The 23,742-nt window shown below is 64.3% G+C and carries 20 protein-coding genes and 3 tRNA genes; 4 read left to right on the top strand and 19 right to left on the bottom strand.

Features of this window, described 5'->3' with window-relative positions:
- The first annotated feature begins 1 nt into the window (after window position 1).
- On the top strand, window positions 2–796 hold the full coding sequence (gene fabI, locus BLT78_RS02530; protein ID WP_090347472.1) for an enoyl-ACP reductase FabI: 795 nt from the start codon (window positions 2–4) through the stop codon (window positions 794–796).
- A gap of 125 nt (window positions 797–921) precedes the next feature.
- Here fabI and BLT78_RS02525 read toward each other — a convergent pair whose 3' ends face one another.
- The 9 genes from BLT78_RS02525 to BLT78_RS02485 form a co-directional block, all read right to left on the bottom strand.
- Complete coding sequence (locus tag BLT78_RS02525) at window positions 922–2,796, bottom strand: SurA N-terminal domain-containing protein (protein ID WP_090347471.1); 1,875 nt, start codon at window positions 2,794–2,796, stop codon at window positions 922–924.
- Between the two features lie 226 nt (window positions 2,797–3,022).
- Entirely contained in the window at window positions 3,023–3,295 is a 273-nt protein-coding gene (locus tag BLT78_RS02520; protein WP_090347470.1) for an HU family DNA-binding protein, read from the bottom strand.
- A 141-nt stretch (window positions 3,296–3,436) separates the two neighbouring features.
- Window positions 3,437–5,833: an endopeptidase La gene (gene lon / locus BLT78_RS02515; RefSeq protein ID WP_090347469.1), complete on the bottom strand. Its 2,397-nt coding sequence runs from the start codon at window positions 5,831–5,833 to the stop codon at window positions 3,437–3,439.
- Between the two features lie 138 nt (window positions 5,834–5,971).
- Window positions 5,972–7,252 (bottom strand): ATP-dependent Clp protease ATP-binding subunit ClpX, encoded by a 1,281-nt coding sequence (gene clpX / locus BLT78_RS02510; RefSeq protein ID WP_090347468.1) that lies wholly within the window; start codon window positions 7,250–7,252, stop codon window positions 5,972–5,974.
- 102 nt (window positions 7,253–7,354) lie between these two features.
- Window positions 7,355–7,993, bottom strand: a complete 639-nt coding sequence (gene clpP / locus BLT78_RS02505) for an ATP-dependent Clp endopeptidase proteolytic subunit ClpP (RefSeq protein WP_090347467.1) — start codon at window positions 7,991–7,993, stop codon at window positions 7,355–7,357.
- Window positions 7,994–8,080: 87 nt separating this feature from the next.
- The gene (gene tig, locus BLT78_RS02500) at window positions 8,081–9,391 is read right to left on the bottom strand and encodes a trigger factor (protein WP_090347466.1); all 1,311 of its coding nucleotides are present in this window, start codon (window positions 9,389–9,391) and stop codon (window positions 8,081–8,083) included.
- 196 nt (window positions 9,392–9,587) lie between these two features.
- Window positions 9,588–9,672: transfer RNA gene (locus BLT78_RS02495), tRNA-Leu, on the bottom strand.
- 51 nt (window positions 9,673–9,723) lie between these two features.
- Window positions 9,724–9,799 (bottom strand) — tRNA-His (locus BLT78_RS02490).
- A 29-nt stretch (window positions 9,800–9,828) separates the two neighbouring features.
- Window positions 9,829–9,905, bottom strand: a tRNA-Arg gene (locus tag BLT78_RS02485).
- A gap of 284 nt (window positions 9,906–10,189) precedes the next feature.
- Between BLT78_RS02485 and folD the strand changes: the two genes are divergently transcribed.
- Window positions 10,190–11,044: a bifunctional methylenetetrahydrofolate dehydrogenase/methenyltetrahydrofolate cyclohydrolase FolD gene (gene folD, locus BLT78_RS02480; protein ID WP_090347465.1), complete on the top strand. Its 855-nt coding sequence runs from the start codon at window positions 10,190–10,192 to the stop codon at window positions 11,042–11,044.
- Between the two features lie 87 nt (window positions 11,045–11,131).
- Here folD and BLT78_RS02475 read toward each other — a convergent pair whose 3' ends face one another.
- The 8 genes from BLT78_RS02475 to ppsA all read right to left on the bottom strand — a co-directional run bounded on the left by BLT78_RS02475 (window position 11,132) and on the right by ppsA (window position 19,232).
- A complete protein-coding gene (locus tag BLT78_RS02475; RefSeq protein ID WP_090347464.1) occupies window positions 11,132–12,118 on the bottom strand; it encodes an OmpA family protein in 987 nt (328 codons plus the stop codon).
- A 106-nt stretch (window positions 12,119–12,224) separates the two neighbouring features.
- Entirely contained in the window at window positions 12,225–12,815 is a 591-nt protein-coding gene (sigX, locus tag BLT78_RS02470; protein WP_090347463.1) for an RNA polymerase sigma factor SigX, read from the bottom strand.
- Between the two features lie 106 nt (window positions 12,816–12,921).
- A complete protein-coding gene (locus BLT78_RS02465; RefSeq protein WP_090347462.1) occupies window positions 12,922–13,746 on the bottom strand; it encodes a mechanosensitive ion channel family protein in 825 nt (274 codons plus the stop codon).
- Between the two features lie 2 nt (window positions 13,747–13,748).
- Complete coding sequence (locus BLT78_RS02460; RefSeq protein WP_090347461.1) at window positions 13,749–13,997, bottom strand: CrfX protein; 249 nt, start codon at window positions 13,995–13,997, stop codon at window positions 13,749–13,751.
- Window positions 13,998–14,051: 54 nt separating this feature from the next.
- Window positions 14,052–15,050 (bottom strand): zinc transporter ZntB, encoded by a 999-nt coding sequence (locus BLT78_RS02455; RefSeq protein WP_090347460.1) that lies wholly within the window; start codon window positions 15,048–15,050, stop codon window positions 14,052–14,054.
- 71 nt (window positions 15,051–15,121) lie between these two features.
- Complete coding sequence (gene rraA, locus BLT78_RS02450; protein ID WP_090347459.1) at window positions 15,122–15,607, bottom strand: ribonuclease E activity regulator RraA; 486 nt, start codon at window positions 15,605–15,607, stop codon at window positions 15,122–15,124.
- A gap of 196 nt (window positions 15,608–15,803) precedes the next feature.
- A complete protein-coding gene (locus BLT78_RS02445; protein WP_090347458.1) occupies window positions 15,804–16,787 on the bottom strand; it encodes an alpha/beta fold hydrolase in 984 nt (327 codons plus the stop codon).
- A 78-nt stretch (window positions 16,788–16,865) separates the two neighbouring features.
- The gene (ppsA, locus tag BLT78_RS02440) at window positions 16,866–19,232 is read right to left on the bottom strand and encodes a phosphoenolpyruvate synthase (protein WP_090347457.1); all 2,367 of its coding nucleotides are present in this window, start codon (window positions 19,230–19,232) and stop codon (window positions 16,866–16,868) included.
- A 160-nt stretch (window positions 19,233–19,392) separates the two neighbouring features.
- Between ppsA and ppsR the strand changes: the two genes are divergently transcribed.
- Together ppsR and BLT78_RS02430 are read left to right on the top strand one after the other, a co-directional pair.
- Window positions 19,393–20,211 (top strand): posphoenolpyruvate synthetase regulatory kinase/phosphorylase PpsR, encoded by an 819-nt coding sequence (gene ppsR, locus BLT78_RS02435; protein ID WP_090347456.1) that lies wholly within the window; start codon window positions 19,393–19,395, stop codon window positions 20,209–20,211.
- 23 nt (window positions 20,212–20,234) lie between these two features.
- A complete protein-coding gene (locus tag BLT78_RS02430) occupies window positions 20,235–20,882 on the top strand; it encodes a LysE family translocator (protein ID WP_197673133.1) in 648 nt (215 codons plus the stop codon).
- Window positions 20,883–20,905: 23 nt separating this feature from the next.
- On the opposite strand, the gene prpD is transcribed toward BLT78_RS02430, so the two are convergent.
- Both prpD and prpF read right to left on the bottom strand, forming a co-directional pair.
- Complete coding sequence (prpD, locus tag BLT78_RS02425; protein WP_090347455.1) at window positions 20,906–22,390, bottom strand: 2-methylcitrate dehydratase; 1,485 nt, start codon at window positions 22,388–22,390, stop codon at window positions 20,906–20,908.
- A gap of 106 nt (window positions 22,391–22,496) precedes the next feature.
- Window positions 22,497–23,675 carry a 2-methylaconitate cis-trans isomerase PrpF gene (gene prpF, locus BLT78_RS02420; protein WP_090347454.1) on the bottom strand — a complete coding sequence of 393 codons (1,179 nt, stop codon included), beginning with the start codon at window positions 23,673–23,675 and terminating at the stop codon, window positions 22,497–22,499.
- Window positions 23,676–23,742 lie beyond the last annotated feature (67 nt).

Below are 23,742 nucleotides of genomic sequence, written 5' to 3'. Positions count from 1 at the left end.
AATGGGTTTCATGACCGGCAAGCGCGTGCTGATCGTCGGCGTCGCCAGCAAGCTGTCCATCGCCTCCGGCATCGCCGCCGCGATGCACCGCGAAGGCGCTGAACTGGCCTTCACCTACCAGAACGACAAGCTCAAGGGCCGCGTCGAGGAGTTCGCTGCCGGCTGGGGTTCCAGCGCCGAGATGTGCTTCCCCTGCGACGTCGCCAACGATGACGACATCGTCCGCGTGTTCGAGGAGCTGGGCAAGAAGTGGGACGGCCTGGACTGCATCGTCCACTCGGTCGGCTTCGCCCCGGGCGACCAGCTCAACGGCGACTTCACCGAAGTCACCACCCGCGAGGGCTTCAAGATCGCCCACGACATCAGCGCCTACAGCTTCGTCGCCCTGGCCAAGGCCGGCCGCGAGATGATGAAGGGCCGCAACGGCAGCCTGCTGACCCTGTCCTACCTGGGCGCCGAGCGCACCATGCCCAACTACAACGTGATGGGCATGGCCAAGGCCTCGCTGGAGGCCGGAGTGCGCTACCTCGCCGGCAGCCTCGGTCCGGAAGGCACCCGCGTCAACTGCATCTCCGCTGGCCCGATCCGCACCCTGGCCGCCAGCGGCATCGCCAGCTTCCGCAAGATGCTGGCCGCCAACGAGCGCCAGACCCCGCTGCGCCGTAACGTGACCATCGAGGAAGTCGGCAACGCCGCGGCCTTCCTGTGCTCGGACCTGGCCTCGGGTATCAGCGGCGAAATCATGTACGTCGACGGTGGCTTCAACACCACCGCCATGGGTGCGCTGGAAGAATAAGCGCTCCTCGCCGACCCGCCTGGGCGCGGGTCGGCCCCCTCCTCCCCGCTGCTCACTTTCCCCGAACCGAAATGCACAACGCCCCCTTGCGGAGGCGTTGCGTCATACCGGCTCGACCGCGCGAATCAGAAGCGCTCGATCTTAGCCCCGGCCTGCAACTGGCGCATGAAGGACTGGAAATCCTGCTGACCACTGCGCGAGGCGAGGAAGCGGCGGTACATGGCCAGCTCCTCGGTCGACAGTTCGGCCTCAGACGCGCTCACGCCGTTCAGGCGCAGGACCTGATAGTCGCCGCCAGGCAGCGACAGACCGGCAAAGGTCGGCTTGTCGGCGGCGCTCGGCTTGGGCATGCGGAACAGCACCTGCAGCACCTGCGGATCGACGTCGTCCTGACTGCGCGTGGCCGCCTCGATCACCTGCCAGGACTCACCCGACTCGGCCTGCATCACCGGAGTCTTGCCCTGACGCAGCTCGGCCAGCAGTGCCTCGCCACGCGCCTTGGCGGCCTCGCCGGCCTTCTCCTGGCGGATCCGCTCGCGCAAGTTGTCCGCCAGCTGCTCCAGGGACTGCTGCTGCGGCTTGCGGTGCTCCTTGACGCGCAGCACCACCACGGTGTCCGGATCCAGCTCCAGTGCGTTGCTGTTGGCTCCCTCGGTCAGCACTTCCGGGCTGAAGGCCGCCTGGATGAACTGGCGATTGGCCGCCACGCCCTCGCCGCCTTCACGTCCGAAGGCCGCGGTCTGCTTGACCTCCAGCCCCAGCTCCTGGGCCGGCTGGCTCAGGTCTGCCGCTTCGAAGGCAGCGTCCTCGAGCTCCTTGCTCACTTCGACGAAACGCTGCTCGACCTGCTGGGCCTTGAGATCGCGCTCCAGCTGCGGACGCATGCTGTCAAGCGCCGGGATCTCGGCAGCCTGCACGTCGTCCAGGCGGATCAGGTGCCAGCCGAACTGGCTCTTGACCGGGGCCGATACTTCACCGGCCTTGAGGGCAAACAGGGCCTCCTCGAACGCCGGATCGTAGACACCCTTGCCGGCGAAGCCGAGATCGCCACCGCTGGCCGCAGAGCCCGGGTCGTTGGAGAATTCCTTGGCCAGCGCGGCGAAGTCTTCACCCTTGGCAATGCGCCCGGCCAGCTCTTCGAGCTTGGCCTTGGCCTGCTCGTCGCTCAGCTTGTCGCCGGTCTCCAGCAGTATGTGCGAAGCCTTGCGCTGCTCGCCGAGGTTGGCGATCTGCTTCTCGTACTCGGCCTGGATGTCCTCGTCGGACACCTTGACCTGGTCGAAGAAGGCCTCCTTCTTCAGCTCGACGTATTCGACCACCACCTGCTCGGGCGTCATGAATTCGCCGGCATGCTGGTCGTAGTAGGCCTTGAGCTGCTCGTCGCTGACCTCGATCTGCTCCGGACGAGCCTTGATCGACAGCATCGCGAAGTCACGGGTCTGGCGCTCCAGGGCGGCAAAGGCACGCACCTCCGCATCGGTGACGAAACCGCTGCCGGACAGACCGGCGCGCAGTTGGCCGATCAGCATCTCCTGCTGCAGCAGCTCGCGGAACTGCAGACGGTTGTAACCCATCTGGCGGATCACCTGATCGAAACGGTCAGGACTGAACTTGCCGTCCTGCTGGAACTCGGGGGTGAGCAGGATCAACTGGTCGAGCGCCTGCTGGGAGAAACCGAAACCGGCATCGTCCGCCCCCTGCAGAAGCAGCTTGCGGTCGATCAGAGCCTTGAGCGCGCCCTCGCGCAGACGCTTGTCATCCAGCAGGGAGGCATCGAACTGACCACCCAGCTGCTGGGCCAGTTGCCGCCGCTGCATGTCGACGGCGCGGTTGAGTTCGGCATTGCTGACACTCTCGCCGTTGACCTCGGCCGCATCTTCCTTATTGCTGGTGGCATTCATGATGGCGTCGAAACCGGTCAACGCCATGAGTACGATGATCACGCCGATGATGGTCTTGGCGATCCACCCCTGCGAATTGTCCCTGATAGATTGAAGCATGCAGCCCCCCAGCGTGGCCGGCACCCTACCCAGGCAAGTACCAGCGTGGGTTTATGGCAGTGAAATAAAACAAAGGCGCATCCGAGGATGCGCCTTCTTGAGAACTGGCGGATGGAGCGGGAATCTCGTTCCCTCTCCTTGGCAGGCGGGAATGCCAGTTCGGCCTCTCCCACTCGCTCCGCAACCGGATCGCCCTGCGATCCGGGAACACAAGCCAGAAAGACGCTTAGTTGACGGCATCCTTGAGGGCTTTGCCGGCCTTGAAGCCAGGGATCTTGGCCGCTTCGATCTCGATCGGCTTGCCGGTCTGCGGGTTGCGGCCGGTACGGGCAGCGCGCTCCTTGACGGCGAAGGTGCCGAAGCCGACCAGCACGACCGAATCACCGTCCTTCAGGGCACCAGTGATGGAGTCGATCACGGCATCCAGCGCTCGGCCGGCAACAGCTTTCGGGATATCAGCAGATGCGGCGATGGCATCGATCAGTTCCGACTTGTTCACTCTAAGTCCCCTTGATTCCTGTTGAGTTCGTATTTCGTATCTGAATTCACTACAGCTAATTCTGCGTACGTCTGGGCTTGCCGACACGTAAGGGCCGCTTTATAGCAAGCGCTCGAAAACAGTGTCAAGGAAGCCTCTTAGCTAGTGCGTGCTGATTCGCTCCTGGGCCTCAGCATCCCGCTTGTCATCCGCGCCCACTCGCTCGGGGGCCGCGTCAGACAAGGGCTCAGGCTTGTATTGCAGCGCAATCTGCAGGACCTCGTCAATCCATTTGACCGGTTTGATCTGCAAATCCTGCTTAATATTTTCCGGGATTTCCTTGAGATCACGCACGTTCTCTTCGGGGATGATCACCGTGGTAATACCACCGCGGTGAGCCGCCAGAAGCTTTTCCTTCAGACCGCCGATGGCCAGTACCTGGCCACGCAGGGTGATCTCGCCGGTCATGGCCACATCCGCACGCACCGGAATCCCGGTCACCGCCGAAACCAGCGCTGTGCACATGCCAATGCCCGCGCTCGGACCATCCTTGGGCGTGGCCCCCTCGGGCACATGGATATGGATGTCGCGCTTCTCGTGGAAGTCCTGGGCAATCCCCAGGCTCTTGGCACGACTGCGCACCACGGTCAGCGCGGCGGTGATCGACTCGCCCATCACGTCGCCCAGCGAACCGGTCTTGATCAGCTGCCCCTTGCCCGGCACGACCGCAGCCTCGATGGTCAGCAGCTCGCCACCCACCTGGGTCCAGGCCAGGCCAGTCACCTGCCCCACCTGATCCTGCAGCTCGGCCTTGCCGTAACGGAACTTCTTCACGCCCAGGTAGTGCTCGAGGTCGTCGGGACTGACGGTGACGTGGAAGCTCTTCTCGCGGGCGTGCTCCTTGACCACCTTGCGGCACACCTTGGCGATCTCGCGCTCCAGGCTGCGCACACCGGCCTCGCGGGTGTAGAAGCGGATGATGTCGCGCAGGCTGTCCTCTTCGACACTCAGCTCGGTCTTCTTCAGGCCGTTGGCCGCCGCCTGCTTGGGCACCAGATACTTGGTGGCGATGCTGATCTTCTCGGCCTCGGTATAGCCGGGCAGACGGATGACCTCCATGCGATCGAGCAGCGGCGCCGGAATATTCATCGAGTTCGCCGTGCACAGGAACATCACGTTGGACAGGTCGTAGTCGACTTCCAGGTAATGGTCGTTGAAATTGTGGTTCTGCTCCGGGTCCAGCACCTCGAGCAGGGCCGAAGCCGGATCGCCGCGCATGTCGCTGCCCAGCTTGTCGATCTCGTCGAGCAGGAACAGCGGGTTGCGCACGCCGACCTTGGTCATCTTCTGGATCAGGCGACCAGGCATGGAGCCGATGTAGGTACGCCGGTGCCCGCGGATCTCGGCCTCGTCACGCACGCCGCCCAAGGCCATGCGCACGTACTTGCGATTGGTCGCGCGGGCGATGGATTCGGCCAGCGAGGTCTTGCCCACGCCAGGCGGGCCGACCAGGCAGAGCACCGGCCCCTTGAGCTTCTTGACGCGCTTCTGCACGGCGAGGAACTCAAGGATGCGCTCCTTGACCTCGTCCAGGCCATAGTGGTCGGCATCGAGAATCTCCTCCGCGCGCTTCAGATCCAGGCGCACCTTGCTCTCGGCCTGCCACGGCACGTTGGTCAGCCATTCGATGTAGGAACGCACCACCGTGGCTTCGGCCGACATCGGCGACATCTGCTTGAGCTTGTTCAGCTCGGCATTGGCCTTCTGCAGTGCCTCCTTGGTCATCCCGGCGCTGTCGATCCGCCGCTTCAGCTCATCGACCTCGCTGTGGCCCTCCTCGCCTTCACCCAGCTCCTTCTGGATGGCCTTCATCTGCTCGTTCAGATAGTACTCGCGCTGGCTGCGCTCCATCTGCTTCTTGACCCGACCACGAATGCGCTTTTCAACCTGCAACAGGTCGATTTCGGCATCCAGCAGGCCGAGCACGTGCTCGATACGCGCAGGCAGGTCGGTGATCTCGAGGATCTCCTGCTTCTGCTCGATACGCAGCGCCATGTGGGCGGCCATGGTATCCACCAATCGCGCCGGCTCGTCGATGCCGCTCAGCGAGCCGAGCACCTCGGCCGGCACCTTCTTGCCCAGCTGGACGTATTGCTCGAACTGATTGAGCAGGCTGCGGCAGAACACCTCCGACTCCCGCTCGGGAATCCCGCCCTCCTCGATCAGCTCGACCTCGGCGCGCGCGTGACTGCCAGCGTCGATGAAACGTGTCACCTGGCCACGCTGCCCACCCTCGACGAGCACCTTCACCGTACCGTCCGGCAGCTTCAGCAGCTGCAGCACACTGGCCACGGTCCCCATCTGGTAGAGGGCATCCTGTCCCGGATCGTCGTCGGCCGGGTTCTTCTGGGCAAGCAGCAGGATCCGCTTGTCGGCAGCCATGGCGTTCTCGAGAGCCTCGATGGACTTTTCGCGCCCGACGAACAGCGGGATGACCATGTGCGGATAGACCACCACATCGCGCAGCGGCAAAAGGGGCAACTCGATGATCGTCTTCATGCTTTCAACTCTTGCAGGGCCCGCATTAACCACGCACGGGCGTTGGACATGGATCCAAGATGGGGGGCGCGCCCGGAAAAAACAAGCTTTTGCGGCGCACAGAAAGAACAAAGGGGCCCGAGGGCCCCTTGAAGATGCTTACGCGTCTGGCGCAGCCTTGGCGGGTTGCTCGCTGCGTTTGTAGATCAGCAGCGGCTTGGAGGCGCCCTCGATGACGTTCTCGTCGATCACCACCTTGCTGACATCGGTGGCGGAGGGAATCTCGTACATGGTGTCGAGCAGAATACCCTCGAGGATCGAACGCAGCCCCCGGGCACCGGTCTTGCGCTCCAGCGCCTTGCGCGCCACCGCATGCAGGGCGTCGCTGCGGAACTCCAGCTCCACGCCCTCCATCTCGAACAGCCGTGCGTACTGCTTGGTCAGCGCGTTCTTCGGCTCGGTGAGGATCTGCATCAGCGCCGCCTCATCGAGCTCCTCAAGGGTGGCGATCACCGGCAGGCGACCGACGAACTCGGGAATCAGACCGAACTTGACCAGATCATCCGGCTCGACCTCACGCAGCGATTCGCCGACCTTCTTGCCGGAGTCCTTGCTGCGCACTTCGGCGCTGAAGCCGATGCCGCCCTTGGTCGAACGATTCTGGATGACCTTCTCCAGCCCGGCGAAAGCACCACCGCAGATGAACAGGATATTGCGGGTGTCGACCTGCAGGAACTCCTGCTGCGGGTGCTTGCGACCGCCCTGCGGCGGAACCGAGGCGATGGTGCCCTCGATCAGCTTGAGCAGTGCCTGCTGCACGCCCTCACCGGAGACATCCCGGGTGATGGAGGGGTTGTCCGACTTGCGGGAAATCTTGTCGATCTCGTCGATGTAGACGATGCCCATCTGGGCCTTCTCCACATCGTAGTCGCACTTCTGCAGCAGCTTCTGGATGATGTTTTCCACGTCCTCGCCGACATAGCCGGCTTCGGTGAGCGTGGTGGCATCCGCGATGGTGAAAGGCACGTTGAGCAGGCGCGCCAGCGTCTCGGCGAGCAGGGTCTTGCCCGAGCCGGTCGGCCCGATCAGCAGGATATTGCTCTTGCCGAGTTCGACGTCGTCCTTCTTCTCGCGCTGGCTGAGACGCTTGTAGTGGTTGTACACCGCAACCGCCAGGACCTTCTTCGCACGCTCCTGACCGATCACGTACTGATCGAGGATCGCACTGATTTCTTTGGGGGCCGGCAACTTGTTGGCGTTACTCTCGGCCTGGGCTTCCTGCACCTCCTCGCGGATGATGTCGTTGCACAGGTCGACGCACTCGTCGCAGATAAAGACCGAGGGACCGGCAATCAGCTTGCGTACTTCATGCTGGCTCTTGCCGCAGAAGGAACAGTAGAGCAATTTGCCGGTGTCCTCGCCATTGCGGGTGTCTGTCATTCGATCAATCCAATCCGGTAGGCATGAACACAAGATGAAGGCTATCGCGGGGTTTTTCAACCCCGCGACAGGCCGGCGACGCCGGCCGGGTAATGCGGGTGGTCAGACGGGCAGCTGGCGCTTGCTCAGCACCTGGTCGATGAGACGATAGTTGACCGCCTCCTCGCCACTCATGAAATTGTCGCGATCGGTATCACGGGCGATCACGTCGATCGGCTGACCGGTATGGGCGGCCAGGATGCGATTCAGACGCTCGCGAATGGTGAGGATCTCGCGGGCATGGATCTCGATGTCCGAAGCCTGACCCTGGAAGCCGCCCAGCGGCTGGTGAATCATCATGCGCGAATGCGGCAGGCAGTAGCGCTTGCCGGCGGCGCCGCCAGCCAGCAACAGCGCGCCCATGCTGCAGGCCTGACCGATGCAGATGGTCGACACATCGGGCTTGATGAACTGCATGGTGTCGTAGATCGACATGCCGGCAGTGACCGAGCCACCCGGCGAGTTGATGTACAGATGAATGTCCTTGTCCGGGTTCTCCGCCTCGAGGAACAGCAACTGGGCCACCACGAGGTTGGCCATGTAGTCCTCGACCGGACCAACCAGGAAAATCACCCGCTCTTTGAGCAACCGCGAGTAGATGTCGAATGCACGCTCACCGCGCGCAGACTGCTCGATCACCATGGGCACCAGGCCGCCAGCGGCCTGCACATCGAGCTTAGAATCGAACGAATTACGGAACATTCCTGGTCACTCCCCATTAATTATGTCCTGAGACACATAAGCCAGCACGAGGCTGGCTTATGTAGGACCCTATCAAGTAGGAAGTCTTTACTCGGCTTTGGGTGCTTCTGCCGGCTTGACCGCTTCCTCGTAGGAGACCTGCTTGTCCGTGACATTAGCCTTTTGCAGGACAGTATCCACGACTTGTTCTTCCAGAACAACCGAACGAACCTCATCCAGTTGTTGCGGATTCTTGTAGTACCAGGCCACAACCTGCTCCGGCTCCTGGTAGGCAGAAGCCATTTCCTCGATCATGGCACGCACGCGCGCCTCGTCCGGCTTGATCTCGAACTGCTTGACCACTTCGGCCACGACCAGGCCCAGCAGGACGCGACGCTTGGCCTGTTCCTCGAACAGCTCGGCCGGCAGTTGGTCGGGCTTGATGTTGCCACCGAACTGCTGGACGGCCTGCACGCGCAGACGATTCACTTCGTTGCCGATCAGTGCCTTCGGAGCCTCGACCGGGTTGCTGGCCAGCAGGCCTTCCATCACCTGGTTCTTGACCTTGGACTTGACAGCCTGACGCAGCTCGCGCTCCATGTTCTTGCGCACTTCAGCGCGGAAGCCCTCGGCACCACCTTCCTTGACGCCGAACAGGGCGAAGAACTCCTCGTTCAGCTCGGGCAGCTTGGCTTCGGCGACCGCATTGACGGTCACGGCGAACTCGGCAGCCTTGCCGGCCAGATCCAGGTTCTGATAGTCCTCGGGGAAGGTCACGTTCAGCACGCGCTCCTCACCCGCCTTGGCACCGACCAGGCCATCTTCGAAGCCGGGAATCATGCGACCGGAGCCCAGCACCAGCAGGGTGCCCTTGGCGCTGCCGCCGGCAAAGGCTTCACCGTCGATCTTGCCGACGAAATCGATGTTCAGCTGATCGCCATTCTGCGCTTCACGCTCGACCGCCTCGAAACGGGTGTTCTGCTTGCGCAGGATCTCGAGCATGTTGTCGACATCGGCGTCAGACACTTCGGCCTGCAAACGCTCGACGGCGATCGATTCGAAGCCAGCCACCTGGAACTCGGGGAAGACCTCGAAGGTGGCGACGTACTCCAGCGCCTGGCCCTTCTCGAACACCTTCGGCTCAACGGAAGGCGCGCCTGCCGGATTCAGCTTCTCTTGCACCACGGCTTCGTAGAAGGTCGCCTGGATCAGGTCGCCCAGAGCCTCCTGGCGAGCGGAATCCTCGTAGCGCTGACGGATGACGCTCATCGGCACCTTGCCAGGACGGAAGCCAGGGATCTTGGCACGACGGGCAGTCTGCTGCAGACGCTTGTTGACTTCGGTCTCGATGCGCTCGGCAGGCACGCCAACGGTCATGCGACGCTCAAGAGCGGAGGTGGTTTCAACAGAAACTTGCATGGGTAATCCTCGTTGCACAGACAAAGCCGGCCCTACCGGCCCACAAATAAGGCGTGCATTCTAGTAGGGGATTCCGGAGAAGTCACCCGCCCGGCGACAGAAAAGACCCTGCCGAAAAACGGATGCGGACAGAACGAACGCAGAGCTCGCGAGGCGAGACCGACGCTCAACAAGAGGAAGCACTTTCAACGAGAGATGGTGCGGACGGAGAGACTCGAACTCTCACACCTTGCGGCACTGGAACCTAAATCCAGCGTGTCTACCAATTTCACCACGTCCGCGCGACCGGTGCAGAAACGAAAACGCCAGGCTAGGCCTGGCGATTCGGAATATGGGGTGGACGATGGGAATCGAACCCACGACACCAGGAGCCACAATCCTGTGCTCTACCAACTGAGCTACGCCCACCATATTTTATGCTTGCCAAAGCGCCGTACTGGCGCGCCCGGCAGGACTCGAACCTGCGACCATCCGCTTAGAAGGCGGATGCTCTATCCAGCTGAGCTACGGGCGCGTTTGTGGCTGCAACCCTCTAGCCGGATCTCGAAGCGATCTGTCGATCGCCTGCAAGTTGGCCAACCACCGAACCAACCTTGCTCAGCTATCGCTGCCTGGGCTGTGCCGGTCAAGCGAGGCACATGTTATTGATAGCCGAAGCAGCCGTCAACCTTTTTTCTGAAAATTTTCAAACACATAGGACGCTCGAGCGGATTTGCCCGGTGCCCGCCTTTGCCCCACTGCCGCCCCGTGCGAGAATAGCGCACCTTCCTAACTGACTCTTACGGTTCTCCAAGCGTCATGACCGCACAACTGATCGACGGCAAAGCCATCGCCGCCCGCCTCCGCCAACAGATAGCCCAGCGCGTGGCCGAACGTCGCCAGCAGGGGCAGCGCATCCCCGGCCTGGCCGTCATTCTGGTCGGCAGCGACCCCGCCTCTCAGGTTTACGTCGCCCACAAGCGCAAGGACTGCGAGGAAGTCGGCTTCATCTCCCGCGCCTACGACCTCGACAGCAATACCTCGCAGAGCGAATTGCTGAGCCTGATCGACAACCTCAATGCGGACCCGACGGTTGACGGCATCCTCGTCCAGCTCCCCCTGCCCGCGCACCTGGACGCCTCCCAGCTGCTCGAGCGCATCCACCCGGACAAGGATGTGGATGGCTTCCATCCGTTCAACATCGGTCGCCTGGCGCAGCGCATGCCTGTCCTCCAGCCCTGCACTCCGAAGGGCATCATGACCCTGCTGCACAGCACCGGGAAAGATCTCCACGGCCTGCACGCAGTGGTCGTCGGCGCATCCAACATCGTCGGCCGCCCGATGGCCCTCGAACTGCTGCTGGCCGGCTGCACCACCACCGTGACCCATCGATTCACCCGTGACCTGCCCGGCCACGTGCGCCAGGCCGACATCGTGGTGGTCGCCGTCGGCAAGCCCGGACTGGTCAAGGGCGAATGGATCAAGGACGGCGCCATCGTGATCGACGTCGGCATCAATCGCCTGGCCGACGGCCGCCTGGTAGGCGATGTCGAGTTCGAGCCGGCAGCCGCGCGCGCCAGCTGGATCACCCCGGTACCCGGCGGCGTCGGCCCGATGACCCGCGCCTGCCTGCTGGAAAACACCCTGTACGCCGCGGAAAAACTGCACGACTGAGATACCCACTCAGCCGACGCAAACAGCGCGCACAGAAAAAGAAAAACCCGGCTTTCGCCGGGTTTTTCTTGGACAGACCGCAGCAGCTTACTGCTGGATCTGGGCTTCCACTTCAGCCTCGACGCGACGGTTCACGGCGCGACCGGCTTCGGTAGCGTTGTCGGCCACCGGCTGGGACTCACCGTAACCAACGGAGCTCACGCGACCGGCGGCAACACCGTACTGATTGACCAGCACGTCACGCACGGCAGCAGCGCGGCGCTCGGACAGCTTCTGGTTGTAGGCGTCGGTACCGACGGAGTCGGTGTGACCCTCGACAGTAGTGGAGGTCTGCGGGTACTGGTTCATGAAGTCAGCCAGGTTCTTGATATCACCGTAGCTTTCCGACTTGACCTGGGCCTTGTCGAAGTCGAACTTTACATCCAGCTCGACGCGCACGACTTCCGGCACCGGCTCAGCAACCGGAGCGGGCTCGACGACCGGAGCCGGCTCGGCAACCGGGGCCGGAGCCGGAGCGCTGCCGCCACCGAAGTTCAGACCGACACCAACGCCAGCCATCCACTCGGAATCACCCTGATCGATGTTGTACATGCCATCGACGCTGGCCTTGGCGAAGACGTTCTCGGTGAAGTAGTACTTCAGACCGGTACCGACGTTGGCGAAGGTGCTGTTGTTACGGCCGCTGCGGTCAGCCTGACCGATGCTCTGGTGCGCAACGCCGCCGGAAACGTAGGGACGCAGGCCGACACCCGGCGCGCCGAAGTGATAGGCGGCATCCAGGGAAGTCAGGCTGCCCTTGATGTCCTTGTGACCATCGGCACCCACCGGATCATCGGAGGTCACATCGCTGTAGACGCCGTGCGACAGGGACAGCGAAACGTCGTCGGTCAGGAAGTAGCCGATACCAGCACCGTACAGCTCACCCTCATCCTCGAAGCCACGCTGGCTGTCGCTCAGGTAATGCTTGCCGAAAGCCTCGACCTCGACCGCACCCTGGCCTTGCGCCAGCGCACTGAAAGAGGAAGCGGCAACGATGGAGCCGATGACAAAGCCCAAGGTGTTTTTCAGTTTCATCCGTTAAATCCCCAGCAAGAAAAGTTTAGCTGCAGCGTTACATTGGACATGCAGCTAGACCAAAAGTTTAACACAAGACCACCGAGCCAGACATTTCCGGCGAGAATCAGTCCACATTTGGATCAGCGAACTTCTCACGCAAGCGGTCAAGCGCCCGCTTGTAGCGCATCTTGGTGGCACTCAGCCCCATGTGCATGATGTCGGCGATCTCCTGGAACTCCAGCTCCGCCACGAAGCGCAGCACCAGAATTTCCCGGTCGATCGGATTCACGTGCACCAGCCAGCGATCCAACCCCCCGCGCTCCTCGACTTTCGGCGCTCTCTCTTCGGAGGCCTCCTCCTGAGGGTCGAGGCTGAGCGCATCGATCAGGCGCCGCTTGCGCCGATCCTTGCGGTACTGGGTGATGCATTCGTTGTAGGTGATGCTGTACAGCCAGGTCTTGAACTTCGACTTGCCCTCGAAGTTCTTCAAACCATAGAGCACCTTGAGCATGACTTCCTGGCAGACATCATCCGCATCCCGATCGTTGCCCAGATAGCGCGCACAGACGTTGAACAGCGTGCGCTGGTAGCGACGCATCAATTCTTCGTAGGCACGCGTGACATGAAAGAGCTCAACGTGCGCCCGCTCCACCAACTGCTCGTCGGTAAGCTCGTGCGGATCGTAGCGCTGGGGCAGTGAGTGCGGCTTGTTCAAGCGAGGCAGACCGATCGCGATCGGATAGAGGGAAGCAGACTGCGCAACACGCAGCCTGCGAAGATGACCGGATAATCTAGCAGAAACCGCGCGGGAAAGCCCCGCCTCAGCGACTAGTGACCCGACGAGTCAGCAGCAGGCGATTGCACAGCGTCACCAGCTCGCCATCCTCGGTGAGCAGTATGGTCTTCACCGTGCCGATCTCCTCGATCACCCCCTCGACCTCACCGATGCGGACCTGCTGCCCGACCTCGTAGAGCTCTCGCAGGTAGATGCCCGCAATGATCTGCCCGACCACCTCGCGACTGCCCAGCCCCAGCGCCAGCGCCAGCGCCAGACCGACCGAGGCCAGCACGATGGCGATGACGGTATTGAGCAGATCGGTCTTCACCTCGAGCTGGCCGATGGCCACCGAGATGCTGATGATGATCACCAGCCCCTGCGCGATCCGCCCCAGGCTGCCGCCGTACTCGAGGCCGACCCCATCGGCGGCCCCCCGCACCAGGCCATTGGCCAGTTGGGCAAGCAACACACCGGCCAGCAGCACCAGCGCCGCACCGAAGACCTTGGGCAGATACAGGGCGAGCAGATCGAGCGTCCCCGAGACGCGCTGCAGGCCGAGCGATTCAGCCGCCGACACCAGAAATACCAGCAGGACGAACCAGTAGACGATCTTGCCCACCAACGTCGACACCGGCACGCGAACCCCGCCGCGCTCCAGCAGGCGCGTCAGGCCGGCCCCGCTCATCAGGCGATCCAGACCGAGCTTGGCCAGCAGCTTGGAGAGCAGCGTATCGAGCAGCTTGGCAACCACGAAGCCCAGCAGCACGACCACCAGCGCGCCGAGCAGGTTGGGAATGAAGCCAGCCAGCTTGCCCCACAGGGTGCTCATGGCCGTCAGCAGACTTTGCGTCCAGATATCGAATTCCATGCTTAGTCAGCCTCATGCGCGCGCCGCGCAGCGGGATTCAGTCGACGGGTGACGGGCACCTTGCGGACGGCACCGCTCTCGAGGCCGATCATCAGGGCCTCGAACCAGTGTCCGAGCAGATTGAACAGATCGCCAGCACCCACCTGGCGATTGGCCGCCTTGAGCACGCGATCCAGGCGCGCGCTGTCGGCCGTTTCGGTCGGAGCGCCCCTGAGCAGGTCACGCAGTGATTCTTCGAAGGGATCGTGCATACCAGCCTCCGCGGTGTCTAACTCCGAGACGCGCCGGCACGCCGGCGGGTCACATCACAACCAGCGCAAGCGCCGGAACAACCACCACTGGAACAGTGCGATCGCCCCCATCAGCAGACAGGCCAGGGCAAAACCGTAGGGATGCTCGGCGCCGGGGATACCGCCGAGATTGATGCCGAGCAAGCCGGTGACGAAGCTCATCGGCATGAAGAAACCGGTGATGATCGCCAGCATGTACATGGTGCGATTCATCCGCTCGGTGATGCGACGGTGCTCGGCCTCCTGCAGCAAGCTGATCCGCTCGCGCGCCAGGTCGAGCTCCTCGAGATTCCGCGTCAGGCGATTGAACAGCTCGTTCCAGTAGTCGGTGTCGTCGCCCGCGAACCAGGGCAACGGACTGCGCCCGAGCTGGGCATAGATCTCCCGCTGCGGCGCCAGGTACCGGCGCAGGCTGGCCGCCCTCCGCCGCATGGCGAGCAGCAGCTGCCGACTCGGCGTGCGCTTCTCGCTGAGGTCGAGCAACTCCTCCTGCTCGTCGATCTGCTCGGCAAGCTCCGCCACCAGCCGGTCGACGCCGTCGGTCAGCGCATCGGCGAGAAACAGCACGAGCTCCGAGGCGGTCTTCGGCCCCTCGCCCCGCTCGAAGGCTTCGCACAGGGCACCGGCCGCCCGGACCGGGCGCATGCGCAGGGAGATGACCCGCCGTTCATCGGCATAGATGCGCAACGCCACCATGTCCTCGGGGTCCGCGCCGGGATTGAGATTGACCCCGCGCAGGAACAGCAGAAGACGATCCTTGCCCAACGACACCAGCCGCGGGCGGGTCGCCTCCTCCAGCAGCAGATCGCAGGCGAAGGCGTTGAGCCCGCTGAGCTCACGCAGCCACTGGCGCGCCGGCGGAACGCTGCGATCCCAGTGCAGCCAGAGACACTCCCCGGGACGCAGATCGAGAACCTCCAGCTCGTTGCGCTGGATCCTGCGCGCCCGCCCCTCGCCATCCAGAACGAAGCCATAGACCAGGCCGCGCTCGTTGTCGTCTTCGTACGCCTGCATTCCCAGCCCCGTCCGCAATCCGCGATGCGCAGCCGCCAGACCGGCAACGGTCGGACGGCTGCGCAGGCCCGTCACTCGGGCATCTTCAGCTCTTCGCGGGAGACGATGATGCCATTGTTGTCGGCATACAGGTATTCGCCCGGCACGAAGGTCACGCCACCGAAGGTAACCGGGATGTTGAGGTCGCCGATACCGCGCTTCTCGGTTTTCATCGGATGGGCCGCCAGCGCCTGCACACCGAGATCGGTCTGGGCGATCACGTCGACGTCGCGGATGCAGCCATACACCACGATGCCTTCCCAACCGTTCTTCGCCGCCTTCTCGGCCAGCATGTCGCCGAGCAGGGCGCGACGCAGCGAACCGCCGCCATCGACCACCAGCACCTTGCCGCGACCATCCTGCTCGACCTGCTCCTTGACCAGCGAGTTGTCCTCGAAGCACTTGATGGTGACGATCTGGCCACCGAAGGAGTCGCGGCCGCCGAAGTTGCTGAACATCGGCTCGACCACGTCGACGTAGGGGTAGGCATCGCACAGATCGGGGGTAACGTATTGCATGTCAGGTTCCTTGCAGTTGGAGGTCGGCGCCGGAGTGGCCGCGGCGAAGCCGCGACCGCCATATCAGCGGCGCACAGACAGCACCGGAAGCACGCCCGGCACTGCCATTCCGCGAGACCGCGCGCCTGCCGCCCGGCAGCACGACGCACAGCTTCGTCGCGTCATTGATCCTAGCCGCAAGCCGACCGACGGGAAACTAGGCAAACGTAGGGGCAAGCTCCGCCCGCGGAAGGTCCAGGCGGCCATGTCGCAGCCAGCCCTCCAGCAGCGGCCAGACCTCGCGCTGGGCATTCTTGCCCTGCAGGAACTCGACGTGACCATAGTCCTCGGCAAAACCTTCCGCCCGGCCAAGCCGGACGAACTCGCGCCGCGACGAACCGAAACGCTCGAGCAACTGCCGGCAGGCGCCGGGCGGAGCGGTGAGGTCGCCGCCGCCGGCGAGCGCCAGCACCGGCACTTCGACCGCGGCCAGGCCGGCGGACCAGTCCTGTCCGCCGCCGCCGAAGCGGCCGAACAGACCGAACCAGCGCAGCGCCTCGCGCACCACGCCAACCGCCTCCTCCTCGGGCCCCTGCCCCAGCCACCCCGGGGCGACCGCCTCCGCGCGCAAGAGTCTCAGACGAACCGCCCAGTTCAGCGGCGGCACCTTGAGCGCCCAGTGCAGGCGGCTGACCTGACAACACGCCAGGGTCAGCGAGGCGACCCCATCAGCGGCCAGATGGCCGCCGGCGAGTGCAGCAACCAGAGACAGCCCCCCCAGCGAGTGCCCCAGCCAGTGCACCGGCTGCCCGCACTGCTCACCGACGAATGCAGCGATCGCAGGCAGATCATGGCGTGCGTAGTCGACCACGCTGTTGTGCCGATAGCCGCGGTTGCGCGGCGACAGGCCGTGGCCACGCATCTCCGCCAGCCACACATCGAAACCGGCGCGCGCCAGCCAGGCGCCCAGACCGTGGCCGTTGCTGGTGTACCAGAAGCGTCGGTTGGCGAAACCGCCATGCACCAGCACCAGCGGCACGGCGCGTGACGGGGCATCGGCGCGGCCCAGGCGGGTCAGCGCCAGTTCGACCGAGCTGTCTGGACTGTTGTTGGGCTTGAGGAGATAGACGTCCTCGGTGAGATCGCCGCGCAGTTCCGCACTGATCAGCGCGACGGGAAAGAGTTTGCTACTGCTTTGCATGCCGTTCTTTTTCTGGACGCACAAAAAGGGCGGGATTGCCCCGCCCTCTCGTTTCACCGCATCAGCTCAGGCTCTGGATCAGTCCTGACCTTCAGCGAGGAAGAACCAGGTATCGAGCACCGAGTCCGGGTTCAGCGACACGCTGTCGATGCCCTGCTCCATCAGCCACTTGGCCAGGTCCGGGTGATCCGAAGGCCCCTGACCGCAGATGCCGATGTACTTGTCGGCCTTGCGGCAGGCCTGGATGGCGCTGGACAGCAGCTTCTTCACCGCCGGATTCCGCTCGTCGAACAGGTGGGCGATGATACCGGAGTCGCGATCCAGACCGAGGGTCAGCTGGGTCAGGTCGTTGGAGCCGATGGAGAAGCCGTCGAAGTACTCGAGGAACTCCTCGGCCAGCAGCGCGTTGGACGGCAGCTCGCACATCATGATCACGCGCAGGTCGTTCTCGCCGCGCTTGAGACCGTGGCTGGCCAGCAGGTCGATCACCTGCGAAGCCTCGCCCAGGGTGCGCACGAACGGGATCATGATCTCGACGTTGGTCAGGCCCATCTCGTTGCGGACCTTCTTCATCGCCCGGCACTCGAGCTCGAAGCAGTCACGGAAGCTCTCGCTGATGTAGCGCGAGGCGCCGCGGAAGCCGAGCATCGGGTTCTCTTCTTCCGGCTCGTAGAGCTTGCCGCCGATCAGGTTGGCGTACTCGTTGGACTTGAAGTCGGACATGCGCACGATGACCTTCTTCGGCCAGAAGGCGGCGGCCAGGGTGCTGATGCCCTCGACCAGCTTCTCGACGTAGAAGTCCACCGGATCGCCGTAGCCGGCGACACGCTTCTCGATGCTGTCCTTGATCTCCGCCGGCAGGCTGGCGAAGTTCAGCAGCGCCTTGGGGTGCACGCCGATCATGCGGTTGATGATGAATTCCAGACGCGCCAGGCCGACGCCGGCGTTGGGCAGCTGGGCGAAGTCGAAGGCGCGGTCCGGGTTGCCGACGTTCATCATGATCTTGAACGGCAGCTCGGGCATGGCGTCCACCGAGTTCTGGCGGATGTCGAAGCCCAGCGCACCTTCGTAGATCAGGCCGGTATCGCCCTCGGCGCAGGACACGGTGACCTGCTGACCATCCTTCAGCACGCTGGTGGCGTTGCCGCAACCGACCACGGCCGGAATGCCCAGCTCGCGGGCGATGATCGCCGCGTGGCAGGTGCGCCCGCCGCGGTTGGTGACGATGGCGCTGGCGCGCTTCATGATCGGCTCCCAGTCCGGGTCGGTCATGTCGGAGACCAGCACGTCACCCGGCTGTACCTTGTCCATCTCGGCGATGTCGTGGATCACCTTGACCGGGCCGGCGCCGATGCGCTGACCGATGGCACGGCCTTCCACCAGCACCTTGCCCTTCTCCTTGAGCAGGTAGCGCTCCATCACGTTGTTGGCGCGGCTCTTCACGGTCTCCGGACGCGCCTGGACGACGTACAGCTTGCCGTCGTCGCCGTCCTTCGCCCACTCGATGTCCATCGGGCGGCCGTAGTGCTTCTCGATGATCAGCGCCTGCTTGGCCAGCTCGGTGACCTCGGCGTCGGACAGGGCGAAACGTGCGCGGTCGGCGAGGTCGACGTCGACCACCTTGACCGAGCGACCGGCCTTGGCCTCGTCGCCGTAGACCATCTTGATCGCCTTGCTGCCCAGGTTGCGGCGCAGGATGGCGGGACGGCCGGCTTCCAGGGTCGGCTTGTGCACGTAGAACTCGTCGGGGTTCACCGCACCCTGCACCACGGTCTCGCCGAGGCCGTAGGCGCCGGTGATGAACACCACGTCGCGGAAGCCGGACTCGGTATCCAGGGTGAACATCACGCCGGCGGTGCCGGTTTCCGAACGCACCATGCGCTGCACGCCGGCGGACAGGGCGACCAGCTTGTGGTCGAAGCCCTGATGCACGCGGTAGGCGATGGCGCGGTCGTTGAACAGGGAGGCGAACACTTCCTTGGCCGCGCGGATCACGTTGTCCACGCCACGGATGTTCAGGAAGGTTTCCTGCTGGCCGGCGAAGGAGGCGTCCGGCAGGTCCTCGGCGGTGGCGGAGGAACGCACGGCCACGGCCATGTTGTCGTTGCCATTGGCCATGGCGGCGAAGGCGGTGCGGATCTCGGCATCCAGACGGGCCGGGAACTCGGCGTCCATCACCCACTGGCGGATCTGCGCGCCGGTCTTGGCCAGGGCGGTCACGTCGTCGACGTCCAGCGCGTCCAGGGCCTCATGGATGCGATCGTTCAGACCGCTCTGCTCGAGGAAGTCGCGGTAGGCCTGGGCGGTGGTGGCAAAGCCGCCAGGTACGGAAACGCCCGCTCCGGCGAGATTGCTGATCATCTCGCCCAGCGAGGCATTCTTGCCCCCTACGTGCTCTACATCGTGGACGCCGAGCTTATCGAGGGAAACTACGTACTCTACCAAGGTGACCTCTCCCCTATGTGTGTGCGGATACAGCTTCTCGGTCGGACCCGTGCTTGTGGCCGGGCCCGGCAAAATCAGTAACAATGCCGGCAAACGGCACTGGGTGTGCGATGGCTCGCCCATGCTCGCCGGGAATCACTCCCCCAAGGCCAGGGCGCCCATGAAACGCACCGCTTTCTTCATCTCCGATGGTACCGGCATCACTGCCGAGACGCTGGGTCAGAGCCTGCTCGCTCAGTTCGAGAACATCAACTTCCACAAGCTGACCCGACCGTACATCGATACCGTGGAAAAAGCCCGTGCGATGGTACAGCAAATCAACGCTGCTGCCGAGGCGGACGGCGTGCGACCGATCATCTTCGACACCATCGTCAACAGTGAAATCCGCGACGTACTGGCCCACTGCAACGGCTTCATGGTCGACATCTTCTCCACCTTCCTGTCGCCGCTGGAGCAGGAACTGTCGGCGCACTCTTCCTACTCGGTGGGCAAGTCGCACTCGATCGCGCACAACCCCAACTACATGGAGCGCATCGACTCGGTGCACTTCGCCCTCGACAACGACGACGGCGCCCGCACCCACTACTACGACAAGGCCGACCTGATCCTGGTCGGGGTGTCGCGCTGCGGCAAGACGCCGACCTGCCTGTACATGGCCCTGCAGTATGGCATCCGCGCCGCCAACTACCCGCTGACCGAGGACGACATGGAGCAGCTGAAGCTGCCCCTGCCGCTCAAGACGCACAAGGGCAAGCTGTTCGGCCTGACCATCGACCCCGACCGCCTGGCGGCGATCCGCAACGAGCGCAAGCCCAACAGCCGCTACGCCAGCTACGCCCAGTGCGAGTTCGAAGTGCGCGAGGTGGAAAACCTGTTCCGTCGCGAAAACATCCCCTTCATCAACTCCACGCACTTCTCCGTGGAGGAGATCGCCGCCAAGATCCTGGTGGAAAAGGGTGTCGAACGCCGCTTGAAATAACCCTCGCCCCCCTGGTGACCACCATGACGCTGATGGACGCCGTACTCTTCGCTCCGATTGCCGCCCTGATCGCCCTCGGGCCGGGGCCGAACAACTTCTGCGCGTTGAACAACGGCATCAACTACGGCGTCCGTGCCGCCCTGCTGGCGACCTTCGGGCGCCTGGCGTCGTATGCCATCTTCCTGTTCATCTCGGCCGTCGGCCTGGGCGCCATGCTGCTCGCCTCGGAGCAGGCCTTCACCGCGATCAAGTGGGCCGGCGCCCTGTACCTGGTCTACCTGGGCATCAAGACCTGGCGCAGCAGCGAATTCAGCGGCCTGGAAGCGCAGCCGGAGTCGGCCGAGGGCTCCGGCCGCCGCAAGGCGCCGATCCTGCGCCTGATGCGCAACGAGTTCCTGGTCGGCATGAGCAACCCCAAGGCCATCCTGCTGTTCGCCGCCATCTTTCCGCAGTTCATCCGGCCGGACCAACCCACTGCAGAGCAATTCCTCTACCTGGGCAGCACCTACCTGCTGATGGAGCTGTGCGTCGGCTCGCTGGCCTATTCGCTGTTCGGCATGCAGATCCGCCGCCTGGTTAGAACCGCCAAGGGCGTCAGCCGCCTGAACAAGACCACCGGCACCTTCTTCATCGGCGCCGGCGGCGCGCTGATCGGCGTCAGCAACCACTGACGGCCGCGGCTTCGCGGCCGTGCTCAGATCACCAACAACTCCATGAAGCGATCGACCGCGGCGGCCTCAAGACGCGCCTGATCGCGACACAGGGCGAGAATCCGCGCGCAGCGCGGCGCCGGGAAACGGCTCGCCAGGTTGGCCCGGAACTTCTCCTCCAGCAGCGGGATGCCCTCCGCGCGGCGGCGCCGATGACCGAGCGGGTACTCAACCGCCACCTGCCCGGTCGAGCTGCCGTCGCTGAAGAACACCTGCACCGCGTTGGCGATCGAGCGCTTGTCGGCCTCCAGGTATTCGCGGCTGTAGCGCGCGTCCTCGACCACCGCCATCTTGGCGCGCAGCTCGTCGATGAGCGGATGGGCGGCGTGGAAGTCGTCCTCGTAGTGCTCGGCCACCAGGCTGCCGAAGGCCAGCGGCACCGCGGTCATGTACTGCAGACAGTGGTCGCGGTCGGCCGGATTGGCCAGCGGTCCGACCTTGGAGATGATGCGGATCGCCGACTCGTGGGTGGTGATGACGATACGCTCGATTTCGTGCAGACGATCCCTGACCTGCGGATGCAGCCTGAGCGCCGCCTCGCAGGCGGTCTGTGCATGGAACTCGGCCGGGAAGCTGATCTTGAACAGGACGTTCTCCATCACGTAGCTACCGAAGGGCTGCGGCAGGCTGAACTGCCGCAGCTCCACCGGCTTGGTCGCCAGATCCTTGTTGGTATGGCTGAACAGCACGTCGTAGAAGCCCCACTGCGGCGCGCTCAGCACACCGGGAATGCCCATCTCGCCACGCAGGGCGATGTCGGCCAGGCGCACGCCGCGGCTGCTGGCGTCGCCCGCCGCCCAGGACTTGCGCGAGCCGGTGTTGGGCGCATGGCGGTAGGTGCGCAGGGCCTGACCGTCGACGAAGGCGTGCGACAGCGCGGCGAGCAACTGCGCGCGGTCTGCGCCCATCAGCCTAGCGCAGACCGCCGTGGAGGCGACCTTGACCAGGATCACATGGTCGAGGCCGACGCGGTTGAAGGAGTTCTCCAGCGCCAGCACGCCCTGGATCTCGTGGGCCATGATCATGGCCTCCAGCACCGTGCGCATGCTCAGCGCCCCCTCGCCACGCGACAGGCGCAACTGCGACAGGTGGTCGGCGACGGCAAGGATGCCGCCGAGGTTGTCCGACGGATGGCCCCACTCGGCAGCCAGCCAGGTGTCGTTGTAGTCCAGCCAGCGCACCATGGCGCCGATGTCCCAGGCGGCCTTGACCGGATCGAGACGGAAGCTGGTGCCCGGTACGCGGGCGCCGTGCGGCACCACCGTACCCTCCACCAGCGGCCCGAGGTGCTTGATGCACTCGGGAAAGCGCAGCGCCAGCAGGCCGCAGCCAAGGCTGTCCATCAGGCAGAGACGCGCGGTATCGAGCGCCTCGGCGGAGAAGGCCCGGTAGTCCAGCACGTAGTCGGCGATGTCCTGCAGGACCCGGTCGTAGTCGGGGCGGACGTTGAGATCGAAGGTGGCGGACATCGGGGCTTCCTCCAGCATGGCCGGAAGAAAGCTTAGCCGCCGGAAACGCAACGCCCCCGCTGCCGGTCGGCAACGGGGGCGCGGGTTGGCTCGGCGCCGGCGGACCTCAGAAGGCGTCGCCCGGTACGCGGACGAAGCCCTCCATCAGGACACGGGCGCTGCGGCTCATCACCGCCTTGGTCGCGGTCCACTCGCCGCCCACGATCTCGGCCGCGGCACCGACGCGCAGGGTGCCGGACGGATGACCGAAGGTGACCGCCTCGCGCTGGCCGCCACCGGCGGCCAGGTTGACCAGGGTGCCCGGCACCGCCGCGGCGGTGGCGATGGCCACCGACGCGGTGCCCATCATGGCGTGGTGCAGCTTGCCCATCGACAGCGCGCGCACGCAGCAGTCGATGTCGCCGGCGGCCACGGTCTTGCCGCTGGAAGCCACGTAGTCGGTGGCCGGGGCGACGAAGGCGATCTTCGGCGTGTGCTGGCGGGCCGCGGCTTCGGCGATGTCGGCAATCAGGCCCATCTTCAGCGCGCCGTAGGCACGCATGGTCTCGAAGCGGGCCAGCGCCTCGGCGTCGGAGTTGATGTCCTTCTGCAACTCGGTGCCGGTGTAGCCGATGTCGGCGGCGTTGACGAAGATGGTCGGGATGCCGGAGTTGATCATGGTGGCCTTGAAGGTGCCGACGCCCGGCACCTCCAGGTCGTCCACCACGTTGCCGGTAGGGAACATCGAGCCTTCGCCGTCGGCCGGATCCATGAACTCGATGACCACCTCGGCGGCCGGGAAGGTCACGCCGTCCAGCTCGAAGTCGCCGGTTTCCTGCACCTCACCGTTGGTGATCGGCACGTGGGCGATGATGGTCTTGCCGATGTTCTTCTGCCAGATGCGCACGGTGCAGATGCCGTTGTCGGGAATCCGAGCCGGATCCACCAGGCCGCCGGAAATCGCGAAGGCGCCGACCGCCGCGGTCAGGTTGCCGCAGTTGCCGGACCAGTCGACGAACGCCTTGTTGATCGCCACCTGACCGAACAGGTAGTCGACGTCATGCTCCGGCTGCTCGCTCTTGGCGACGATCACGGTCTTGGAGGTGCTGGAGGTCGCGCCGCCCATGCCGTCGATCTGCTGGCCGTACGGGTCGGGGCTGCCGATCACCCGCAGTAGCAGCTGGTCGCGGGCCTCGCCCGGCACCTGGCAGCGCTCGGGCAGATCCTGCAGGCGGAAGAACACGCCCTTGCTGGTGCCGCCGCGGATGTAGGTGGCGGGAATCTTGATCTGGGGTTGGTGAGCCATGGGAATCTCGTCCTCATGAGACCGCGCCGCCGGACGGCAGCGCGGATATGGAAATGCGCGGACTGCC

It is taken from the genome of Pseudomonas oryzae (assembly GCF_900104805.1).
GTDB classification, from domain to species: Bacteria; Pseudomonadota; Gammaproteobacteria; order Pseudomonadales; family Pseudomonadaceae; genus Geopseudomonas; species Geopseudomonas oryzae.
This window is presented reverse-complemented; position numbering and strand designations above follow the sequence as displayed.

Coding starts and splice junctions, on each gene's coding strand:
- fabI (WP_090347472.1), top strand. CDS start 2: ATGGGTTTCATGACCGGCAAGCGCGTGCTGATCGTCGGCGTCGCCAGC.
- BLT78_RS02525 (WP_090347471.1), bottom strand. CDS start 2,796: ATGCTTCAATCTATCAGGGACAATTCGCAGGGGTGGATCGCCAAGACC.
- lon (WP_090347469.1), bottom strand. CDS start 5,833: ATGAAGACGATCATCGAGTTGCCCCTTTTGCCGCTGCGCGATGTGGTG.
- clpX (WP_090347468.1), bottom strand. CDS start 7,252: ATGACAGACACCCGCAATGGCGAGGACACCGGCAAATTGCTCTACTGT.
- clpP (WP_090347467.1), bottom strand. CDS start 7,993: ATGTTCCGTAATTCGTTCGATTCTAAGCTCGATGTGCAGGCCGCTGGC.
- tig (WP_090347466.1), bottom strand. CDS start 9,391: ATGCAAGTTTCTGTTGAAACCACCTCCGCTCTTGAGCGTCGCATGACC.
- folD (WP_090347465.1), top strand. CDS start 10,190: ATGACCGCACAACTGATCGACGGCAAAGCCATCGCCGCCCGCCTCCGC.
- BLT78_RS02475 (WP_090347464.1), bottom strand. CDS start 12,118: ATGAAACTGAAAAACACCTTGGGCTTTGTCATCGGCTCCATCGTTGCC.
- BLT78_RS02465 (WP_090347462.1), bottom strand. CDS start 13,746: ATGGAATTCGATATCTGGACGCAAAGTCTGCTGACGGCCATGAGCACC.
- BLT78_RS02460 (WP_090347461.1), bottom strand. CDS start 13,997: ATGCACGATCCCTTCGAAGAATCACTGCGTGACCTGCTCAGGGGCGCT.
- BLT78_RS02455 (WP_090347460.1), bottom strand. CDS start 15,050: ATGCAGGCGTACGAAGACGACAACGAGCGCGGCCTGGTCTATGGCTTC.
- rraA (WP_090347459.1), bottom strand. CDS start 15,607: ATGCAATACGTTACCCCCGATCTGTGCGATGCCTACCCCTACGTCGAC.
- BLT78_RS02445 (WP_090347458.1), bottom strand. CDS start 16,787: ATGCAAAGCAGTAGCAAACTCTTTCCCGTCGCGCTGATCAGTGCGGAA.
- ppsR (WP_090347456.1), top strand. CDS start 19,393: ATGAAACGCACCGCTTTCTTCATCTCCGATGGTACCGGCATCACTGCC.
- BLT78_RS02430 (WP_197673133.1), top strand. CDS start 20,235: ATGACGCTGATGGACGCCGTACTCTTCGCTCCGATTGCCGCCCTGATC.
- prpD (WP_090347455.1), bottom strand. CDS start 22,390: ATGTCCGCCACCTTCGATCTCAACGTCCGCCCCGACTACGACCGGGTC.
- prpF (WP_090347454.1), bottom strand. CDS start 23,675: ATGGCTCACCAACCCCAGATCAAGATTCCCGCCACCTACATCCGCGGC.